Source organism: Haloferax sp. ATB1 (genome assembly GCF_000730175.1).
Window position 1 is genome coordinate 1 of record NZ_JPES01000097.1, and the last position, 19,489, is coordinate 19,489.

19 protein-coding genes and 1 pseudogene are annotated in these 19,489 nt (G+C 51.8%); 10 read left to right on the forward strand and 10 right to left on the reverse strand.

The annotated features are described in order from the left end of the window. From ATB1_RS22670 to kdsB, 5 genes are all read right to left on the reverse strand, one after another. Positions 1 to 514: hypothetical protein (locus tag ATB1_RS22670; protein WP_206742064.1), on the reverse strand; the 514-nt coding region annotated here is incomplete at its 3' end. Between the two features lie 1,637 nt (positions 515 to 2,151). Beyond that, positions 2,152 to 3,309 (reverse strand): oligosaccharide flippase family protein, encoded by a 1,158-nt coding sequence (locus ATB1_RS21110; RefSeq protein ID WP_082256460.1) that lies wholly within the window; start codon positions 3,307 to 3,309, stop codon positions 2,152 to 2,154. A gap of 10 nt (positions 3,310 to 3,319) precedes the next feature. After that, complete coding sequence (locus ATB1_RS19970) at positions 3,320 to 3,682, reverse strand: lipopolysaccharide biosynthesis protein (RefSeq protein ID WP_052368064.1); 363 nt, start codon at positions 3,680 to 3,682, stop codon at positions 3,320 to 3,322. Between the two features lie 2 nt (positions 3,683 to 3,684). After that, the gene (locus tag ATB1_RS16020; protein WP_042665604.1) at positions 3,685 to 5,322 is read right to left on the reverse strand and encodes an alkaline phosphatase family protein; all 1,638 of its coding nucleotides are present in this window, start codon (positions 5,320 to 5,322) and stop codon (positions 3,685 to 3,687) included. Positions 5,323 to 5,740: 418 nt separating this feature from the next. Beyond that, positions 5,741 to 6,496 (reverse strand): 3-deoxy-manno-octulosonate cytidylyltransferase, encoded by a 756-nt coding sequence (gene kdsB / locus ATB1_RS16025; RefSeq protein WP_042665582.1) that lies wholly within the window; start codon positions 6,494 to 6,496, stop codon positions 5,741 to 5,743. A 109-nt stretch (positions 6,497 to 6,605) separates the two neighbouring features. On the opposite strand from kdsB, the gene ATB1_RS16030 reads away from it, so the two are divergent. Continuing rightward, complete coding sequence (locus tag ATB1_RS16030) at positions 6,606 to 7,652, forward strand: glycosyltransferase family 2 protein (protein ID WP_082256461.1); 1,047 nt, start codon at positions 6,606 to 6,608, stop codon at positions 7,650 to 7,652. Between the two features lie 54 nt (positions 7,653 to 7,706). Beyond that, complete coding sequence (locus tag ATB1_RS16035) at positions 7,707 to 8,645, forward strand: phosphoglycerate dehydrogenase (RefSeq protein WP_042665584.1); 939 nt, start codon at positions 7,707 to 7,709, stop codon at positions 8,643 to 8,645. On the opposite strand, the pseudogene ATB1_RS16040 reads toward ATB1_RS16035, so the two are convergent. Then, positions 8,646 to 9,400, reverse strand: a pseudogene (locus ATB1_RS16040) (SDR family NAD(P)-dependent oxidoreductase). It lies immediately after the preceding gene. A 355-nt stretch (positions 9,401 to 9,755) separates the two neighbouring features. Between ATB1_RS16040 and ATB1_RS16045 the strand changes: the two are divergent. The 3 genes from ATB1_RS16045 (at position 9,756) to ATB1_RS16055 (ending at position 11,545) form a co-directional block, all read left to right on the forward strand. Then, complete coding sequence (locus ATB1_RS16045) at positions 9,756 to 10,226, forward strand: dTDP-4-dehydrorhamnose 3,5-epimerase family protein (RefSeq protein WP_042665587.1); 471 nt, start codon at positions 9,756 to 9,758, stop codon at positions 10,224 to 10,226. Positions 10,227 to 10,289: 63 nt separating this feature from the next. Next, entirely contained in the window at positions 10,290 to 11,363 is a 1,074-nt protein-coding gene (locus tag ATB1_RS16050; RefSeq protein ID WP_042665589.1) for a glucose-1-phosphate thymidylyltransferase, read from the forward strand. Positions 11,364 to 11,365: 2 nt separating this feature from the next. Next, entirely contained in the window at positions 11,366 to 11,545 is a 180-nt protein-coding gene (locus ATB1_RS16055; protein ID WP_004041942.1) for a hypothetical protein, read from the forward strand. On the opposite strand, the gene rfbD is transcribed toward ATB1_RS16055, so the two are convergent. Then, positions 11,533 to 12,435 (reverse strand): dTDP-4-dehydrorhamnose reductase, encoded by a 903-nt coding sequence (gene rfbD, locus ATB1_RS16060; RefSeq protein WP_042665590.1) that lies wholly within the window; start codon positions 12,433 to 12,435, stop codon positions 11,533 to 11,535. The genes ATB1_RS16055 and rfbD overlap by 13 nt on opposite strands. A 53-nt stretch (positions 12,436 to 12,488) precedes the next feature. On the opposite strand from rfbD, the gene rfbB reads away from it, so the two are divergent. Beyond that, the gene (rfbB, locus tag ATB1_RS16065; protein ID WP_042665593.1) at positions 12,489 to 13,421 is read left to right on the forward strand and encodes a dTDP-glucose 4,6-dehydratase; all 933 of its coding nucleotides are present in this window, start codon (positions 12,489 to 12,491) and stop codon (positions 13,419 to 13,421) included. After that, complete coding sequence (locus ATB1_RS16070; protein WP_042665595.1) at positions 13,422 to 13,892, forward strand: GDP-mannose mannosyl hydrolase; 471 nt, start codon at positions 13,422 to 13,424, stop codon at positions 13,890 to 13,892. It abuts the gene before it with no gap. A 77-nt stretch (positions 13,893 to 13,969) separates the two neighbouring features. On the opposite strand, the gene ATB1_RS16075 is transcribed toward ATB1_RS16070, so the two are convergent. Continuing rightward, the gene (locus tag ATB1_RS16075) at positions 13,970 to 15,214 is read right to left on the reverse strand and encodes a glycosyltransferase family 2 protein (RefSeq protein WP_052368066.1); all 1,245 of its coding nucleotides are present in this window, start codon (positions 15,212 to 15,214) and stop codon (positions 13,970 to 13,972) included. Between the two features lie 194 nt (positions 15,215 to 15,408). Beyond that, positions 15,409 to 16,728 carry an RNA-guided endonuclease TnpB family protein gene (locus ATB1_RS16080; RefSeq protein WP_042665597.1) on the reverse strand — a complete coding sequence of 440 codons (1,320 nt, stop codon included), beginning with the start codon at positions 16,726 to 16,728 and terminating at the stop codon, positions 15,409 to 15,411. A 176-nt stretch (positions 16,729 to 16,904) separates the two neighbouring features. Here ATB1_RS16080 and ATB1_RS16085 point away from each other — a divergent pair, with 176 nt between their 5' ends. Together ATB1_RS16085 and ATB1_RS22535 are read left to right on the forward strand one after the other, a co-directional pair. Next, positions 16,905 to 17,477, forward strand: a complete 573-nt coding sequence (locus ATB1_RS16085; RefSeq protein WP_241768307.1) for a metal-dependent hydrolase — start codon at positions 16,905 to 16,907, stop codon at positions 17,475 to 17,477. Between the two features lie 400 nt (positions 17,478 to 17,877). After that, entirely contained in the window at positions 17,878 to 18,033 is a 156-nt protein-coding gene (locus tag ATB1_RS22535; RefSeq protein WP_042665599.1) for a hypothetical protein, read from the forward strand. 70 nt (positions 18,034 to 18,103) lie between these two features. On the opposite strand, the gene ATB1_RS16095 is transcribed toward ATB1_RS22535, so the two are convergent. Next, positions 18,104 to 18,574: a type IV pilin gene (locus tag ATB1_RS16095; protein ID WP_042665600.1), complete on the reverse strand. Its 471-nt coding sequence runs from the start codon at positions 18,572 to 18,574 to the stop codon at positions 18,104 to 18,106. Positions 18,575 to 18,890: 316 nt separating this feature from the next. On the opposite strand from ATB1_RS16095, the gene ATB1_RS16100 reads away from it, so the two are divergent. Next, positions 18,891 to 19,489, forward strand: a 599-nt coding sequence (locus tag ATB1_RS16100; protein ID WP_042665602.1) for a hypothetical protein, incomplete at its 3' end; no start/stop codon positions are given.

Consider the following 19,489-nt stretch of genomic DNA (forward strand, 5'->3'; position numbering starts at 1 on the left):
CCGCCTTGGCCCGGTACAGCAGTGATCCAAAGTGACAATTAAAAACCTGTAACAAAATAGATAGGTTTACATATACGATTGGTCCTAGCCAGGATGGTGGAAGTGATGGGGGACTAGATACCACCATTTCAACAGCATCAAGATTTGACCCATAGAGAGAAATACCAGTAGTCGGGTCCAGCAATGCACGGGACACAGCTATGGTAGAGCTTACGTATACTCTGAATGGTTCGGGAAAAATTGTTATAGGTACCGTTAGCGCAGCAACCGTTATTGGAAATTGTCTTTTTCCACTATTGGTCCAGTTAAAGATCGTGAGTGAGCAGAGTAATATAACGAGGAAAGGGTACACTGATTGATGGAGTGTCCAAATAATAATTCCACCGCTACCAACTGTCACCGCCATTAGGTTATACTTCTTGTTTCGGAGAGATACTATCAGTAATAGAATGATTGTCTGTAAAAGTATAATATCTACTGCACCCCGACTCAGGGAATACGCGTAGAGTATCATTGCGATTGGTCCGGAGATCGTGACCGTCGTAGCGATGATTCTCGAGAAGCGCGGTAACCCCTGAAGGAACGAGTATACGAATATGCCTATAATAATAATTCCCGGATACAACATCATATCATCATTTGTGAACAATTGAATTATATCTACAAAGGCTATGTAGAATTGGCTTCGAGCATGTGTGGATTTGACGAAACTTTCTGTTGCTGTGATGCTACTGACATTAGTAGTAAATGGCTCAATAATGAAACCGAAAGCCCACGGCCCGAAATACTTGCGCGGTCCTACAAAGTTAACAAAAAGTGCAGCTAAGAGTAATATCGAGAGAGACATAGCCAGTTTTGATTTTTGAGTTGACTTCATTTGATGCAGGGGATTAATTTACTATTGGTGGTCACGTGATAGAGGTAGAAAGCAGATCTGTTGTCATAATTTAATGCTTAAAATAGCCAGACTCGGTCAAGCGTGAATTTGATAACTATACACTATAGAAGAGACAGAATATATAAAATAGTTGTGGAAGAACACCCTCTTGCTTTTCAAAAGTGGACGCAATGAAATCGCTCAAACTATGGCTAATTGCGGTATTACTAATCGGTTGCCTAACTACGCTAATCGCGAGTTAAGACTATTCAGCTATTGAACAATATGTCAACTATTGGATTTTTATTACATTTATACAGATGGGTATTATACAGCAGCTACACTTATCAGTCAAAAATAACCATTATGTGTCAAAACTCGACCTTGTGTATATACTCATTGTTAAGATTAGCTGATTCAAGCAGACAGAAAACGCTTGAAGCCACGATTCTACGATTCTGGTTTTGGAGTGTTTGAAGCGATTGTAGCGTCTCAATTCGGAGTCATAACTCTCTGAACATTCATTCGAACCTATTCCGAGTTCTGTAAGTAGCATATTGAAATCATGGCCTAAGATCAATACTTCATGAAGTATCCTCTGTTGACCCTTTCTGATGTCTGAGACCTGGTTCGGACCGTTCTGCCCTTGATGTAGTAGTTGCAAAAAGTTGACAAAACCATCGTTGTTGGCAGCGACCCCCACCGACGCGACAGCCTTGTTATCTACTAAAGAAATTTATTTGCTCGTTGCCGGACGGCCTGGCCGTTCGGTGGCCGTCGGGTGATCGAGATGATAACACGTGGTTGTGTGCCTGTAGCAGGACAATACCTACTTTCGCAGAATTCGCAGTCAAGATGGAGGGCCTTGATGTCGAAAACGCCAAGGAACTCCGCAAGGATACTGTTGGTGGTATCAACGACAATCGAATGGCGAATCGCTAGCCTGTACCGTTTGTTCCTCAATTCCCGCGTACGCGTGGAACGTGATTATCCCATGCTGCTTCCGAATGGGTGGCCCCCTCTGTGCCGTCTTTGTCCTTAGTCCGACCCGTTCAAGCTGTTCCAGATCGAACCTCGTCCGAAGATAATAGATAATAGCGTTTGCACGAAGTAAATCAGTACTGTTCCTCACAGAGCTTCGAGATCAAGGTCGTCGACCCGCGCGTAGACTTAGGATCTCGCAGGTCTTCTGTGACATTATCTGAGTGCTGTACTTCACTTTTCACTTTTTGAGCCATATCTACGAACAGGTTTTCAAATACAATAGTTTTGACTTATTTATTCATGCTTATCATAAGTAGAGTCTTGATAACTGGATACCCAATTCGCTGGTCAAATTGATCAGCAACTTTTGCATCTTCAGATGTAAACCCACCAACTATGTGTAGCCCTAAGATGAATGAAATCAAGGTAAATACCGGAAGTGTGATGATGAGTAACAGTCCTTCGAGGAAGGAAGTCATAACTATACCCACAGCGAGTGGGAACGCTATCGCGACCCAGACTCTCATTAATTGAGCGCTGTATGGATGGACCCCCCGAATATAATATATTTCAATAACCCCAACCAACCCAGCAACTGTAAGTGCAGTACCGGTTGCAATTCCTGCACCCAAAACCCCAAGCACAGGAACTAGAAGTAGATCCAAAACCCCGTTCGTACTGACGAGGACGAATGTGTTTAATAAGGTAAGACGGGTATGTCCAAGTCCTTCAAGTACCATTCCCTCTGGTCCGAATGATGCGTTAATAAGATATCCAAGTGAAAGGGGGACAACAGCAGCGCTCGCTGCAGTATACTGATTTGTGAACAAAATCGAAAGATAGGGATCCGGAGCTAGTGCAAGTGTAAGAGCGGGAGGGATTGTGAGGATGGTAACCCACCGAGTTGATAATTTGAACTGACTCTCAATGATTTTTGTATTATGGATGTTTTCTGCAATAATTGGTTTGAATACTGGTGTGATTGCTTGGAGTCCAATAAGGATATTTGAGGCAAGAATAAATCCGATTTGGTATTGACCAACCTCTGTGGATCCTATGTAGTAACCGATTACAAAGTAATCAATTTGTCCGACTAGAGCATATATTGCTCCTGTAAGGACCAACGGCAGAGAGTATGACAACAGATCACGATTAGATATTTGATCTGTCTCTGAATGCGTGAACCAGTCTGCTTCATAAACAAACAATATTAAGCCGATAAACACGGAGAATACCACTCCGAGTAGATATCCAGAAATTAAGCCGGCAATCCCAAATCCAGCGGAGATGAGAATTATTATCGCAATGATCCGACTCAATGGATTCAGAATGTCCTTCATTATTACCCTATATGTCATATTTTTAATGCTATTGAATGATGCAATTAGAATTTTGTTTATTGTCTGAATTGGGATTAACAAAGCAAATATTGAAAGCACGAATGCCAATTGAGGTTTATCAAATATATCCGTCTAAAGTTGAAGCACTCAATAATAAAATAGCCAAACCAACCATTGATGACAATAAACCGATTATAATTACATTGCGAAGCGCCATCTTGGCTTTCCCGTACTCATTTTCATTAATAAACTGTGGGATGAAAAAATCAACCGATCGATAAATATTCAGACTGGCAAATCCTTGGATGAAAATCACAATAGACAAGGCTAATGTATAGATTCCGTAATCTGTCGGATCAACGAGTCTGGTAGCAATGGCAGCAAATACGAAACCTAAAACCTTCCCGCAAATGTTGCCAAAGAGCGTGATGCTACCTTGTGTGGCAAGGACGGAGACCCCACCTTCGGTCTGTTTATCCATATTTAATTGAGGTAACCCATATTGCTTAGCCTCTCTTCTAAGGCCTCTTCCTCATTTTCACTCCATTCTCGTCGTTCTCCGCTGAATTCACCATATTTACTCGTATGGTTAATCGGATTATTTTCTTTCAGATCCTCTGTGATTATTTCGTGTAACACCTCCCCATCAATAGAATCCGGAATAGGACATTCGTGCAAATATAATAATGTTGGTGCAATATCCAATATTCCTGCATTCTCTATTGTGCCTGAATCGAAACTTGGTCCTGAGGCAATGAACATGCCCTTCTTTCGGTGGTCACCGGATCTATCCTGATCAAACTGCTTTGAAGAACGAACCAACTCATCGGATGAACCATTTTTTAGAGTATACTCTGGATCCGTCCGGACAATTAGGTCAGGGGCATTATCGACAACCCAACCGGAGTAGGCCTCATCACTTCGAATGACCTCTTCGACAAGTTGTTCATTCGTTTCCGGATGCCGAATCGACAGTAACGACTCACGAACCTGTTCAATTACTTTGTCGTATTCCTCGCCAGTTACTCTACCCTTGGCGAATCTATCCTCGAGATTGATGAATATACCTTGTCCAGATAGGGTTGAAAAAAAGGCTACTGTTTCATCCCAAGCAATACCACGGTGCGAATCATGTTCAAGCGATTTGCCGGTCTTAAACCAAGAAGCAGGGACAATCGACTTGACCGTATCTTGTAGTCCAGCTTGCTTCACTAATTGCCACCCAGACTTTAGTGCCAAGAGTGCGACATCAGTACTAGTCTGTCTGGCCTTATTCTGATTATTCCGGGTTAGAAAGCCTTCCTGCGCCAACCATTCGTCAATGTAAATGTCATACGATAGAGGACCAAAGCCGTGATCAGAAATAACAAGTACATCACAATCATCGCCTGTTCGTTCCAGAATTCTGCCGATACCGTCGTCTACAATTTTGTAGTATTGTTCAATCGCACCTGTATGTGGTGAATCAGGTTCGTACCGCGGATGGGATTCGTCCATATATTTCCAAAAGTAATGTTGGATACGGTCACTACCATCGTATACAGACATCCCAAACTCAGTTTCGTGGCTTTCAATTAATTCAATGAACAACTCGGTTTGATGCTCCGCCACCTTAATCAAGTTTTCTTTAAATTTCTCCTGATTACCGCCGGTGTAGAGAGATTTATCCTCAAAGAGATCTTTGGCCGGGCCAGTCATTTCTTGGAGTGACATAGGTCGGACAAAATCGTCTGTACCATTAGGTGTTGGAAACCCGCTGACAATATATCCATCCACATCTTCCGGAGGATATGTGAATGGAACTTTGAATAGTCCTGTTGTCGTTCCGTAGTCGTTGAGAATTGTCCAAAATGGGACAGCACAACGATCAGATGCATTGGTCGAAGTTCGACGGTACTTCTCATCAAAATCACTAAAGTCGAAAATACCATGTTTCCCAGGATTCATACCTGTCTGAATAGAGTTCCATGCAGGTGGGGAAACGGGCGGTCTGATGGACTCAAGTGGTCCAGATACACCAGATTCTTTGAGATCAGCTAGATGGGGAAGCTGTCCTTCTTCAATCATGGGTTCGATAACATCCCATTCACCACCATCGAGCCCAATTACAAGAGTTTCCATAGCTATCGGCAGCATTCAAATGCTAATCAATCTGTTGGTGCATAATAGTTAGAGGACCGGTGACACATCTTATTACCAATTTAATCGGATATACTGGATATATCTGCCAGGGTTTGATTCAGGAACTACGGAAATGTATTGCCGGTTGATGCCTGATTCGTCTTTGTTGCGGAATAACACAAGGACTTACGACACGCATGTATCGGCCGGCGCGTGGAATGATAGTGGTGTCGACAGACTGAGTTAGAACTTCAACGGCGGTCGGCCGCCGATGGTGAGCAATCCAAAACCCACTTGGCCGCTCATCTTCCTGTTCTGCGGCGAAACCCGTCGAAAGTTCCGGAGAACAAGATCGCAAGATGTCACTACACCAACAATGTTCTACACAAGTACGTTGTGCGAATCTGCTCGCAGAAAACTACGTGCCACCATACTTATTAAATAGATCATCCTCAGACATCATTTCGATTACTTTCTCATGATCCTCTGGCGTATCTACTGGATATGTTTCCCTGTCATTTTCTACTAATCGAACATCATATCCATTCTCAAGTAGACGAAGCATGTCGACCGATTCAACTTGTTCTAATTTTGTCTCATCCATTGACGTGAATTCGAACAAGAACTCCCGCTCAAACGGAATTACACATACCTGATGATAAACGGGTGCATCCTCGTACTCTCCCTCATGAATATACGGAACTGGGGCCCGTGAGAAATACAGAGCGTTCCAGTCCTCATCAACAACGACTTTTACGTTGTTTGGATCAGGGTACTCGTCTTCGTCTGCGATAGGTTTCGCAAGGTTGGTTACTTTGATCTCCTCCTCATCACGCACTGGTGCGATTGCATCGTCGAGCATGTCTGGGTACACGAGTGGTTCATCACCCTGCATGACGACGATTATTTCTGCATCCAGATCTTCGGCAGCTTCTGCAACTCGATCGGTTGCGCGCGTGTGCGACCCGGTCATAATCACATCACCTCCAAACTTTTCAGCTTCTTTTCGAATCTCCTCGTCTGGGGTGGCAATGTATGTCTCGTCTACTGATTTACTCATACGGGTTCGCCGATATACGTGTTCAATCATGCTCATGCCCAGAATGTCACAGAGCGGCTTACCGGGGTACCGTGACGAGCCCATCCGTGCAGGTATTACTGCGGCGACTTTCATACAAGTAGGCGCAGTTTCTGATTTCATAATACTTGTGTATCCCGTTGAAATAACCGAATAAACAAAACCCGAAGATAAATTTAGTCAGGTAACATCTACCTGATTAGCCATGGATTCACCACGCGCATCGCTCGTTATCCGCTGTTATAACGAGGCCGACCATCTCGGGAAGTTACTCCACGGTTTATCAAAACAGTCAATGCAGGATTTTGAGGTTATCCTTGTGGATTCGGGATCTACTGACGGTACGATAGAAATTGCGAAACAGTTCGACGTAGAAGAGATTGTATATATTGATCCTGAAGAATTTTCCTTCGGCCGTGCCCTTAATTACGGTTGTGAGGCGGCTAAGGGCGAATTCTGCGTAATTGCGAGTGCTCATGTCTATCCAACACGGAGCGATTGGCTGGAACAAATACTATCCAAGTTTGACGAGGAAGTTGCCTTAGTCTACGGGAAACAGAGAGGAAACGAAGTGACAACCTTTGCTGAGAACCAGATATTCAAGCAATGGTTCCCCAATGAAGATATTGAGCGACAGGGCCATCCTTTCTGTAACAACGCGAACGCTGCGATTCGCCGTGAGATCTGGGAAGACTATCCTTACGATGAGCAGTTAACCGGGCTTGAAGACGTTGACTGGGCCAAGCGGGTACAAAAAGATGGATACGATATCTCCTATGCATCGGAGGCGGAGATAATTCATGTCCATGATGAGACAGCAAAAGAGATATTCAACCGGTACCGTAGGGAAGCATACGCTCATAAACAAATCATGCCAAATCAGTCATTCTCTCTATCTGATTTTATAACCCTCTCTGTGAAAAACATCCTCTCTGACTACAAAACAGCTTTACAGAAGGGTGAATTGAGAGGAAATCTACAAGAGATACCGGAGTTTCGTTTACTCCAGTTTTGGGGTACATATCGTGGGTTCTCAAAAGAAGGACCAATTCCAGAACAACTCTGGCAACGGTTCTATTACCCGGACCGAGACACGTTCCCCGAGTCAAATGCGTCCAACCAGGATGAGCCTCAATCATCAAACGACACGACAACAAATAGACGCGGGGAATCGCAGAAGATCAACTACACAGAACGAGATGGGAACATTAGTGCTGCTGGCGAAGGGAAGGGCTCGGACGCAACCTCGTAGAACGGTTCGGCAATCACAAACCTTTCTATAGACTAACTATATGTCTCGAGTGAAATGTCCCAACGTGTTCTGATATCATGTCCACTTATCCTGGACTCGATCAACGATTACGCTGATCAGTTTCAATCGCGCGATATTGTATACGATATTGCTGACGTTGACCAGCAGCTCACAGAGAGTGAACTTCTCGAAATTATTGATAAGTACGATGGTGTACTCGCAGGAGATGATGAATTTACTGAGCAGGTTATTTCAAGGGCAGAAAAGCTGAAAGTCATCTCGAAATGGGGAATTGGTATCGATGGGATCGACACCGAGGCCGCAGAGGAGCACGGTGTTGAAGTTTATAATACCCCGGGGGCATTCAACGACGAGGTTGCGGATGTAGTTGTAGGCTACACGATTATGCTTACTCGGCAACTTCACCAGATCGACAGTGCCGTCCAGAACGGTGATTGGTACTGTCCTCGTGGAACCTCGCTCGCAGGAAAAACCTTTGGCGTCATTGGCGTGGGTGACATCGGCTCAACAGTAGCCCAGCGTGCCCATGCTCTCGGAATGGAAGTTCTTGGCTCGGATATTGAGCCGTTCCCTGAGGAGTTGGTAAAGGAGACAGGGATCAAGCGAGTCAGTAAGGAAGAACTTCTCACCCGTTCGGACGTTGTCAGTCTTAATTGTGCGCTTACCGAGGCGACACGGAACATGATCGGCGCTGATGAGTTAGAACAACTTGGCGGGAACGGCTACATTATTAATACAGCACGAGGGCAACTCATTGATCAAGATGCACTAGTTAAGGCACTACGCGAAGACACGATAGCGGGTGCTGCACTCGATGTATTCGAAGAAGAACCACTATCAGATAGCGACCCGCTTACAACTTTTGACTCGGTAGTCCTGGGCTCACATAATGCACAGAATACAACCGAGGCAGTAAACCGGGTTCACGATCGGGCTGTCGAAAACCTCATCACAGGTCTAAAACAAGAGTAATCAACGCTCACGGGCCTCCCGGTAATCGGGAAGCACATCGTCTTGCATTACCGCGGAGCGGCCACCGTCAACAAGAAGACTAGCCCCTGTGATGAAAGCTGCGTCCTCACTAGCAAGAAACGCGACAGTACCAGCGATGTCTTCTGGTGTACCAATTCGACCAATTGGATGAATTGACTCAAGATGTTGACGCTCTTCGTTATCCATTTCGTCTGTCGTTCGCTCAACGGCGACCCACCCCGGATTGATGGTATTGACACGGATCTCAGGACCGAAATCAAGGGCCATTGAACGAGTCATACCATTGATACCAGCTTTGACAGCATTGTACGGAAAGTGTGCTGGCATCGTGCTAAACGCATGGTTTGAGGAGATATTGATTATACTTCCCTCATCCATATATTCTTGTGCATACTTCGCACAAAGCCAGTAAGAGCGAAAGTCTGTTTCGAGAACAGAATCCCACTCATCAATGGACACATCGCCAACACTATCAGAAGTATGGACAGCAGCGTTGTTGACGAGGATGTCTATGGATTCAAATCTTTCAAATGTTGCCTCGAATAGGCTGAGACCTCATCTGGCGAGCGCAAATCGGTCTTGATAAAAACTGCAGATCGGCCAGCATCTCTAATTGATTGAGCTACTGCCTTGCCGTCTGATTCGTTCTTATCAGTTACAACAACAGACACACCTTCTGAAGCCAGTCGTCGAGCGATCGCTTCACCGATTCCGCGAGCTGAGCCAGTTACTATTGCAGTAAGATTATCAGCCGTGCAGAGCTTATATTTTCAGTCATAGTTCTGAGCTAATTCACCTCAGCAGGATTTCTAGCGGTGATGTATGAATCTTTCTACAGGTACCTATTGAGAAGAATCACACAGTATAATAATTGTATAAAATAAACAGATCTCGTTAATACTGGCTGCTCAAAGTGCGGTGAAGTTGGTCAACCAAAATTAATCAGAATATCGATGAAGTAACAATGTTGTCGGTTACGTGAACTCATTATGAACAGAGAATCGGTATATCTGTTAAGTTCCCAGACAAGGTGATTGGATAGAAGTGTACCATTACAGATATAGTGATTGGGCAAACCAATAGATAGACATGCCAAACATCCACGACGTCGAAATCCGCGACCTCCAAGTCAACGCCGATCAGCGCGGCCACTTAGTCGAAGTGTTCCGCAGCGACTGGGACGAATACGAAATCGACCCGGAGATGTCCTACTATTCGATGACGTACCCCGGAGTCGTGCGAGCCTGGCATCGCCATCTCGAGGGGCAGATCGACCACTTCGTTTGTCCGAAGGGCCGCATCACGGTGGGCATCTACGACGACCGCGAAGACTCGCCCACGCAAGGCGAACTCGACACGTTCGTCATCGGCGAGCACAACCAGCAGGTTATCCGCATCCCGGGTGACTGCTGGCACGGATTCAAAGCCATCGGCGACGAGCCATCACTCCTCATCAACTACCCGACGAACCTATACGACTACGAAGACCCCGACGAAGAGCGGATTCCGTACGACGACGACCGGATTCCGTACGACTGGAACGCGGAGATTCACGGCTAACGAGCCTGCCTGTCAGCAGAGCACAAACTTATTTAGTACCGTGTAAGGTATCGTCTCATATCGATGAAAGGCGTACTTCTCTCAGGAGGCACGGGCTCCCGTCTCCGACCCATTACTCATACTGGGCCGAAGCAACTCGTTCCGGTCGCGAATAAACCCGTCCTCGAATACGCGGTCGAGGACCTCAAAGAAGCAGGGATTACTGAAATCGGCGTCATCCTCGGCCACAAGGGCCGCGAGGAAATCCAGGACCTCCTCGGCGATGGCTCCGACTACGGCGTCGAGATCACCTACATCGTCCAGGGCAACCCGCTTGGCCTCGCACACGCGGCAGGCTGTGCGAAGGACTTCGTCGGCGACGACGACTTCGTGATGTACCTCGGCGACAACATCCTCAAAGAGGGCGTCGTCGACCTCGTCGAAAGCTTCGAGTCGGGCGACTTCGGTGCGGGCATCGCGCTCCAGGAAGTCGAGAACCCACAGCAGTTCGGGATTGCGGACGTCGACGACCAGGGCAACGTCACCCAACTCATCGAGAAGCCGGACGAGCCACCGACGAATCTCGCACTTATCGGGATGTACGTCTTCTCGCCTGCGGTCTTCGACGCCATCGAGCAACTCGAACCCTCGTGGCGCGGCGAACTCGAAATCACGGACGCGATTCAATCGCTCCTCGAGGACGGCTACGCCATCGACTCGCACGTCGTGGAGGGCTGGTGGAAAGACACCGGCAAGCCCGAAGACATCCTCGAGGCGAACCAACTCGTCCTCGAGGACAAGTCGCTCCGAAAACAGGGTACCATCAGCGACGATGCGACCGTCGACGGCCGCGTCGAACTCGCGGAGTCGGCGACCATCGAAGACGGCGCAGTCGTCCGTGGCCCGGTCTCCATCGCCGACGGGGCGGTCATCAAGTCGGGCACCTACGTCGGCCCGTACACGTCCGTCGGCCCGGACTCGACGCTCGAAGGCGTCCACATCGAGAACTCGGTCGTCATCGGAGAGTCGAGCATCAATACCTCCGGGCGCATCGTCGACAGTCTCCTCGGGAAGGGCGCGAACATCGGCAGTGCGGACGACTTCCTCCCAGAGGGCCGTCGCCTCGTCGTCGGCGAGAACTCCCAACTGAAACTCTAACCATGCACATCATCACCCACGCCTGCACACAGTGCGGAACCGTCGTCTCTGCGAACGAACTCGAATCGAACCGCGTGATGAAGTGCCCCGGACTGGGCTGTGAGAACGTCCTCCGCTTTACGGACCTCGACCAGGCTGACCAGGAGCACTTCCTCGACAACAAAGCCAGCTACGAACTGTAATCGCTGAACGCGGCTTCGAGCGCTTCAAGGTCGGCGTCCAACGTCGGTTGGGGCCGACCGAGTTCGCCTTCTACCTTCGACACATCGAGACACGAGCGTCGCGGCCTCGCCGCCGGGCGGTCGAGGTCGGCCATGACTGATGACTTGATGAGCGTCGGATCGCCACCAATTACCTCACAGATTTCCGCACCGAAGTCGTAGGGCGTGACGGCCGACTGACTCGCAACATGAAAAGTCCCCGACACACCGGCATCGAGCAGTTCCAGCGTGGTCGTCGCGACGTTGCCAGCCCGACTGGGCGTCATCGCCTGATCGGTGAACAGCGGGACCGTGTCGCCCGCAGCGAGCGTTGAGGCAACCCACTGGGGGAAGCCGACGAGGTCGCCCGTATCACCGCGTGCGCCGTAGACGAACGACAAGCGGAGCATGAGCGCATCAGTATTCACCCCACGGACAGCACGCTCGCCGGCGAGCTTCGAGCGGCCGTACTCCTGAATCGGCGCGGTCTCGGCATCCTCCTCGTAGAACCCGTCTGTTTCGCCATCGAAGACGTAGTCCGTCGAGTAGTGAACGAACGGTATCTCGCGGTCGCGACAGGCTCCTGCAATCGTACTGGGAGCGACGGCATTCACGGCGTTCGCCAACTCGGGGTTCGATTCACAACCGTCCACGTCGGTATAGGCAGCGCAGTTGATGACGACATCCACGTCGTACTCATCAAGCAATGCGACGACCCGTTCAGTATCGGTGATATCGACTTGGTGGAGGGGACAGTCGAAGGCAGGTTCCTCGGAGTGATAGCCGCCGACGACCGCGTGGCCCTGCTCGCGGAGCGTCCGGACGACGACACTCCCGAGCAAGCCGTTAGCACCGGTGACGAATGCGTACATGTACTCGTTGTGTCGATGAAAATGTAAATATATGCTGCCTCTGTTGGTGGCATATGGACGTACTCGTTACTGGCGGTGCTGGATTCATCGGATCGAATTTTGTGCGGTATCTGCTTGATAACGGCGACGATTCCGTCGTCACGCTTGACGCGCTCACCTACGCCGGGTCGCGTGACAACCTCGCCGGCTATCTCGACCACCCGAACCATCGGTTCGTCGAGGGCGACATCCGCGACCGCGAGCTCGTGGACGACCTCGTCGCCGAGTCCGATGTCATCGTGAACTTCGCCGCGGAGTCGCACGTCGACCGCTCCATCGGCGGGGCAGAACCGTTCGTCTCGACGAACGTTCAAGGGACGCAAACGCTCCTCGATGCCGCCCTCGATGCGGACATCGACCGATTCCTCCAGATTTCGACCGACGAGGTGTACGGCGAGATTCACGAAGGAAAGTTCACGGAAGACGACCCACTCGTGCCACGGAACCCCTACTCGGCGACGAAAGCCGGTGCGGACCTACTCGTCCAGAGTTACCGGGAAACCCACGACCTGCCGACGCTCATCACGCGAACCTGCAACAACTTCGGTCCGCGACAGCACCCGGAGAAACTCATTCCGAAGTTCATCCAGCGCGCTGCGAACGGCGAGACGCTCCCGGTCTACGGTGACGGCTCGAACGTCCGCGAGTGGATCTACGTCGAAGACAACTGTGCAGCCCTCGATGTCGTCCTCCGAGAGGGCGAGATCGGCGAGGTGTACAACATCGGCAGCGGTGTCGAACTGTCGAACCTCGAAACGACGGAGAAGATTATCGAAGCCGCCGGTGGGTTGGAAGACCAAATCGAGTTCGTCGAGGACCGCGCGGGCCACGACCAGCGCTACGCCATCGATGCGACGAAGACGAAAGCGCTCGGGTGGGAGCCCGAATGGAGCTTCGAAGACGGCCTCGAAGCCTGCGTCGACTACTACCTCGGCGACGACGAATAGATGGCCGACCAACCCACCCAGGCGGACGAGCAGGACACGTGGATTCCCGACGACGAGTGGGAAGCAATCGTCGCGAACGTCCCGCTGGTCTCCGTCGACCTCGTGATTCGTCACGAGGGTGGCATCGTCCTCGGCCTTCGTGAGAACGAACCCGCACGTGGCGAGTGGTTCGTTCCCGGTGGGACGGTGTTCAAAAACGAGACGCTGACGGATGCCGTCCACCGCGTCGCCGAAGAGGAGTTAGGCGTCGGCGTGACCATCGAGTCGCGACTGGGAACGTTCGAACACTTCTACGACACCTCGGAGGTCGAGGGCGTCGACTCGAAACACTACCTCGCGACTGCGTTCGAGGTGACACTCGACGACGACAATCTCGAGATGGACGCCCAACATAGCAAACTGGAGGTCTTCGAACCGCCATACGAAAGTCACCACCCGTACGTCGAGCGATACCTCAACGCGCTCGAGTAAGCACGGCAGAACCAACGTGTCTTCAGTTTTAGTTCAGTTTCAGTAAAAGGGAACGTCGCGAGAAAAGCGGTGCCGGATTACTCGCCGAGCGAACCCAACAGGAACGACCCGAACACCATCTGCAGACCAATCACCACAGCCACGGTGGCCACGACGTCAGCGACGGCAATCGGGAGCGCACTAAACCCACTCGTCACCCACGTAAAGGCCAGGAAGCCACCGTAAGCGAGCCCACTAAGGAACACGAGCGACCCAATCGTCGCCCCGCGCTCAAGCGAAATATGCTCCGTGAACCAGGTCGTAAACGGATCGCTCGCACCACGAACCGGGTCAGACGACACCGTCGAGAACGCCCCGAACAGCATCAACTGGAAGCCAGCGAGCGTCAGCAGGCCACCACCGATGCCGGTGTGGATGCCGAACGTCGCCCCACCGATCTCGGTCCCAGTCCACGCTAACAGCAGCGCCAGCACACCAATCACAGACAGCCCGAAGCCGGGTGCGGAGAACAGGTACCCCGGCGCGTTCACGAGCATAAACCGAACGTGTCGCCAGCCATCGGGGAAGCTCTCAAGGTTGGCCTCACCCTCACGCGGATGATAGGTAATCGGCTTTTCCTCAATCTCCAAATCCTTCGCACCGGCCTCCATAATCATCTCGCTGGCGAACTCCATGCCAGTCGACGAACAATCCATGGTCTCCCAGGCGTCCCGACTGAACACGCGCATGCCCGAGTGGGCGTCACTCACGCCAGCGCCGTAGAAGACGTTCAGGAACTTCGTCAACAACGGATTCCCGACGTGTTCGTGCAGCGGCGGCATCGAGCCAGGGAGAATCTCACCTTCAAGCCGCGAGCCCATGGCCATGTCGGCCTCGCCGGAGCGAACGAGGTTCAACAGCTTCGGCAGCTCCTTGAAGTCGTAGGTGCAGTCGGCGTCGCCCATGGCGATGTAGTCACCGCGGACCTGCTCAAAGGCGTACAAATACGCGTACCCGTAGCCCTTGCCGTCGGGTTCGATGACGACCGCGCCATTCTCTTCGGCGATCTCGGGCGTGCGGTCGTCCGAACTGTCGGCGACGACGACCTCGCCGTAGATCTGCATGTCCTCGAGGGCGGCTTTGACCCACTCGATACACTGGGCGATGCCACCTTCTTCGTTGAGGGTGGGCATCACGACCGAGAGCGTGGGCGTGATGTCGCTGTCTGCGGGGAGGAGTAGCTCCTCGCCGCTTAGTCTGATGTCCGATTTCGACGTACCGTCTTTGCCGTTACCCAGCTGTTTTGCATGCTGAGTGTCGTTGTGTGCGCTTGACGTTCCCATAGAGGTTGACCACCTGTTTGTGAGTACCGCCGAAACACTGTGCAGTGTTCGGTGCACTCCACGAACGGTTTCTATTGTGTTGACTCGGGGAGCCTCGTAAAGAGTTTATCGTCTGAGCAGTCTGTGTAGACAGAATATAATATTGTTGACATCCTCTCGCGCCTGAAGACGCGGGAATCCCGAGCGTTGGGATATTAGGGTTTGCAGTCAACCACTTGTTCCCTCGGTGAGAATCCGTGGGACAAGTCATGAAGGTAGACTCCGGGCTGTGCCAACCAGCCGGTACTCCTATCTCCACCCAAACGGGGTCCAGACTTGGAGTTACTTTGATTCAGGTCGAGACGGATGTTTTCCGCCCCATTCACGTCAGCGTTGAACGCCGCATCACACGTCTCGCACACGTACAGGCCACGCTCAATACGCTGATTGTAGTCTTCCCTACCGCACACGCAACACGTCTTGCTCGTGTTGCGCTCAGACACCTCTACGACTTCGATGCCCTCAACTTTCGCCTTGTAGGTGAGAATCTTCGTGAAGCGGTCGAACGCCCACCCGTGCAAGTCGAGGTTGCCGTGCCGACCCCAATTCTTCGGCTCACCATTTTCGTCCTCACGGACACCAGCAAGTTTTCCGATGTTGATGCTACCCACGCCACGCTCGATACACTTCTCAACGATGTGTTTAGCGAGGCTATGGAAGAAGTGGGTACGGCGCTCCGACCACTTGTGGTGTAGACGAGTTGCCTCAGAGCCTCCCGAGTCGTCGCAGTTAGCGATTTCTTTCGGGAAGTAGTACCCGTCCTGCTTCAAGCGATTACCGGGATACAAGTCGGCTTCCTTGGTGCTGTACGCGACTGCCGCGAAGTTACAGATGCCAAGGTCAACACCTGCTGTCTCGTTACCGGGAGCGGTAGGCGTCTCGATTTCGTCTTTGCAGACGAGATGCAGTTCCCACACTTGTTTGGCCTTGTTGTAAACGGCTCGAACCTGTTTCAGATTCTCAACCGAGACACCGGGACCAGTTTCGTATTCGACAAGGATGTACTCCCACGCTTTCGGGTGTTCCTTGTGACTCGCGCCTTTGGACAGCCTGACGCGGTTGTGTTTTGTGTCGTGACGAATTCCGTTCTGCTTCCACGTTACTGTCGAACGAGGATGTTCTTCGTGGACACGGTTGCCATCGTCGTCGTAGTAGTTTTTCTTGCGGTAGCCGGGTGGGTTTGCGCGGTCGTCAGACTTGCGTTTGCCATACCACGAATTGAAGGATTCAGCGAGTTCCTCCAGAACGCGCTGACTGGACTGCGAGTGCAATCCCTTGTAAGTTGTATGACTCTTCAATTCGCTTTTCAAGTCTTCGTGGCCGGGGATTTCACCCGAATCATTCCATACTTGGCGGGAGTGATAGTTCGCTACGTTCCAGAGTTTGCTGGCACTCCACCCATGAATGTCGAGAATCTCAGCCACTTGGGAGTGATTGAGGATTTTCGCTCGATGGGTTCGGTGGATTTCCAACATCTCGAAACGCCTGTATAATAACTTATACTCGTCTTTATTGTAAATGTTCGGATTGAGATGGTGGAATATCCAGACGTGCCGTCGAACGGTGGGTGGTGTAGAGAATCGTCGGATTCATCCTGAAAGGGTCAGGTATTCTCCTTGATTCTGTATACATATATGCGAAAACAATTTCGATGAGTGAGTTTATGGGCGGGACGCGCCTCCATCGGCGTGTGTATCCCCTTGGCCACCTCGCACTCGGCTATCTCTCCGTTGTGGCCCTCGCGCGCGTTCGTGATTGGAAGCCGCGGTTCCCACACGGCCTGACGCTCGCGCTCCTCGCGATAGGGACGCAACTCCCCGACCTGATCGACAAGCCGCTGGCCTACGCGGGCGTGCTCCCGAACGGGCGGTCGCTCGCGCATTCACTCCTCATCGTCGTCCCCGTCGTGTTCCTGGGCGTCCGGTATCTCGCCCGTCGAGGCTACCAGTACGAGGCGCGCGTCCTCGCGGTCACAATCGGGTCACATATTGTCGGTGACTCGTACCTGCTTGTCTTGCGCCAAGAGTGGCGCGAACTCGGCTTTCTGTTGTGGCCCGTGGTGCCCGGCCTCCAGTACCCGAGCGACGACATCGCCCCGTGGATTCGGATTCTCAACGCCGGCTTCGACAGCCCACACCTGCAGTTCCAATACCTCCTGTTCGCCGGTGCCGCAGCAATCTGGCTCGTGAGCGTCTATCGACGACGCCGGCGGCCAGTAACCTGACCTATCGCCCGCGTAGTGTAACGAACATATGTATGTTCTACAATCAACCAGAGAAATAATGGTTGGAATCCCAACTACTTTGTGTATTGCTCACATATAGCATAGTTGGGGTCGACGATGTCAGATCGGCACCCGATAACCATAGACGCCCCACCACTCGGTTGAGTCACCAGGGGAACGGGCCGGGTACCGGCTTGAGAGGTTTGGTGGCTCAATCGCCCTTTCGACATTCGTTGGCTGTTGTGACGTTCATGCTGCCGCGGGGAGTACTCTAGTCAGCTAGTGGTGGTCAGTGACCCCAGCCGCGCGCATTGAAGCAATACCAATCATTATTTTCGTGCTTGTCGTAAGTGCGACTAGGAGCACCGGTACGATCACACGTTCCCACCCATTTCCCGCTATGACTAATGAGTCGACGACGATTGGCCGTTGTCCGGACTGCGAGACGGAGCTTCACGAGTATCACGTGCTAATCGAGTTCGAGACGGAAGACGGCGGGACTGGCCTGTTCGCGGACTGTCCCGAGTGCGATGATGTTGTTCGGCTGAATCGGTGATTACGCGAACGTTCCGGTAGTCAGTCTCGAACAGCGTACGTAGCTTTCAAAAACAGATAGAATTGGGTCGTTACTGCGGAGCGGTCTGCTTCTGCAGGGTTGCAGAGTTCGAACCGGATTCGGACGTCCAGACGACGCGGATGACTTCACCGGACCACGCAGCGTCACCGGTGTCCGTCTTCACGATTGTTGCGGAGTCCCCAGCCCCGACATCCGTCGGGAAGGCCGAACTGTAGTGGTAATTATCCGACACAGCGGCAACGCCAGCTCCGTCGATGCTCACCGTCAGACGATCCGCCGAGATGGCTTCGCCAGATTCGTGCGTGATGATGACCTGGGCGCTCGTGTTAGTATCAGACACGTCATTTGCGAAGTCAAACCCGAAACTCGCCTGGGGCGCCGTGTCGCCGACTTGGTCGCCGAGGCCGAGGACGAACGTCCCGATGACGGCCGCGAGGATGACCGTGATTGCGACCATCAGAATCACGCCGATAACGGGCGAAACGGCAGCGTCGTCGTTGAAGAGGTTGGTAAGTTGCATTGTATGGTTCCTGTGCCCGAACAGACGGCCATCGACGGGTGGTCGACGCGTGTCGCACACAGCGAACAGATGAGGTACCTGTTGTGTGGATGCGAACCCCTGTAGTGGGCTTACAACCAAACATATGTTGGGCATGCTAATAAAGATAGATTGAGTGACTATCTCATAGCACGGAACAATCACAAACACAGACAATTCGGGAGGGAAACCCACCTACCCAACCCAGTAGAACCGCCTCAACGCGTCGCAATCGTTACGCTCACACTGAATGTCCCGAACCGAGATAGTTATCTCTGGGCAACACGTTCAGGCTCTCATGCCGCTTGCGACGGAGCCAGGAGTCGCGCGGACGTACACAACGCCGGTCGACGATCCGTGGGAGTACGTCCTGCAGTACCGCAAGACGATGGACTACGTCGCAGCCAACCCCGACAAGGGGTCGACCGCAGTCGGGACCGCGCTCGGCCTCCCGCGGAGTCGCGTCCGCGAGTGGATAGACGGAAGCGTCCCGGACGTGGTCCGTGGACTGCAGACGGCCATCGATAACGGCTGGTTCCCCGAGTCACCTCGCCAGCCAGCCGCGCGTGCGCTCAACCGCCTCGTCGCCGCGGTGTTCGCGACGGGGAGCATCGCCCTGGAGAACTACCGGCCGTCGTTCGTCGTCGACGAGGCAACCCGCGACACCGTCGCCGACGCGCTCACAACGCTCGGTGTGGGCCACCGGACGATTCACACCGACGACGAGCGACGCGCGACCGAACTCGTCCCGCGACGCGACGCCGCGGTGTTGGGTCGCGTGCTCGCCGCGGCCGGTGCGCCGGTCGGGCCAAAGACCGGCCATGAGACGCTCAGGCTCCCTACGTATCTCGATGACGCGCCGCTGTCGATTCAAGTCGATTTCGTCGAACTCTATGT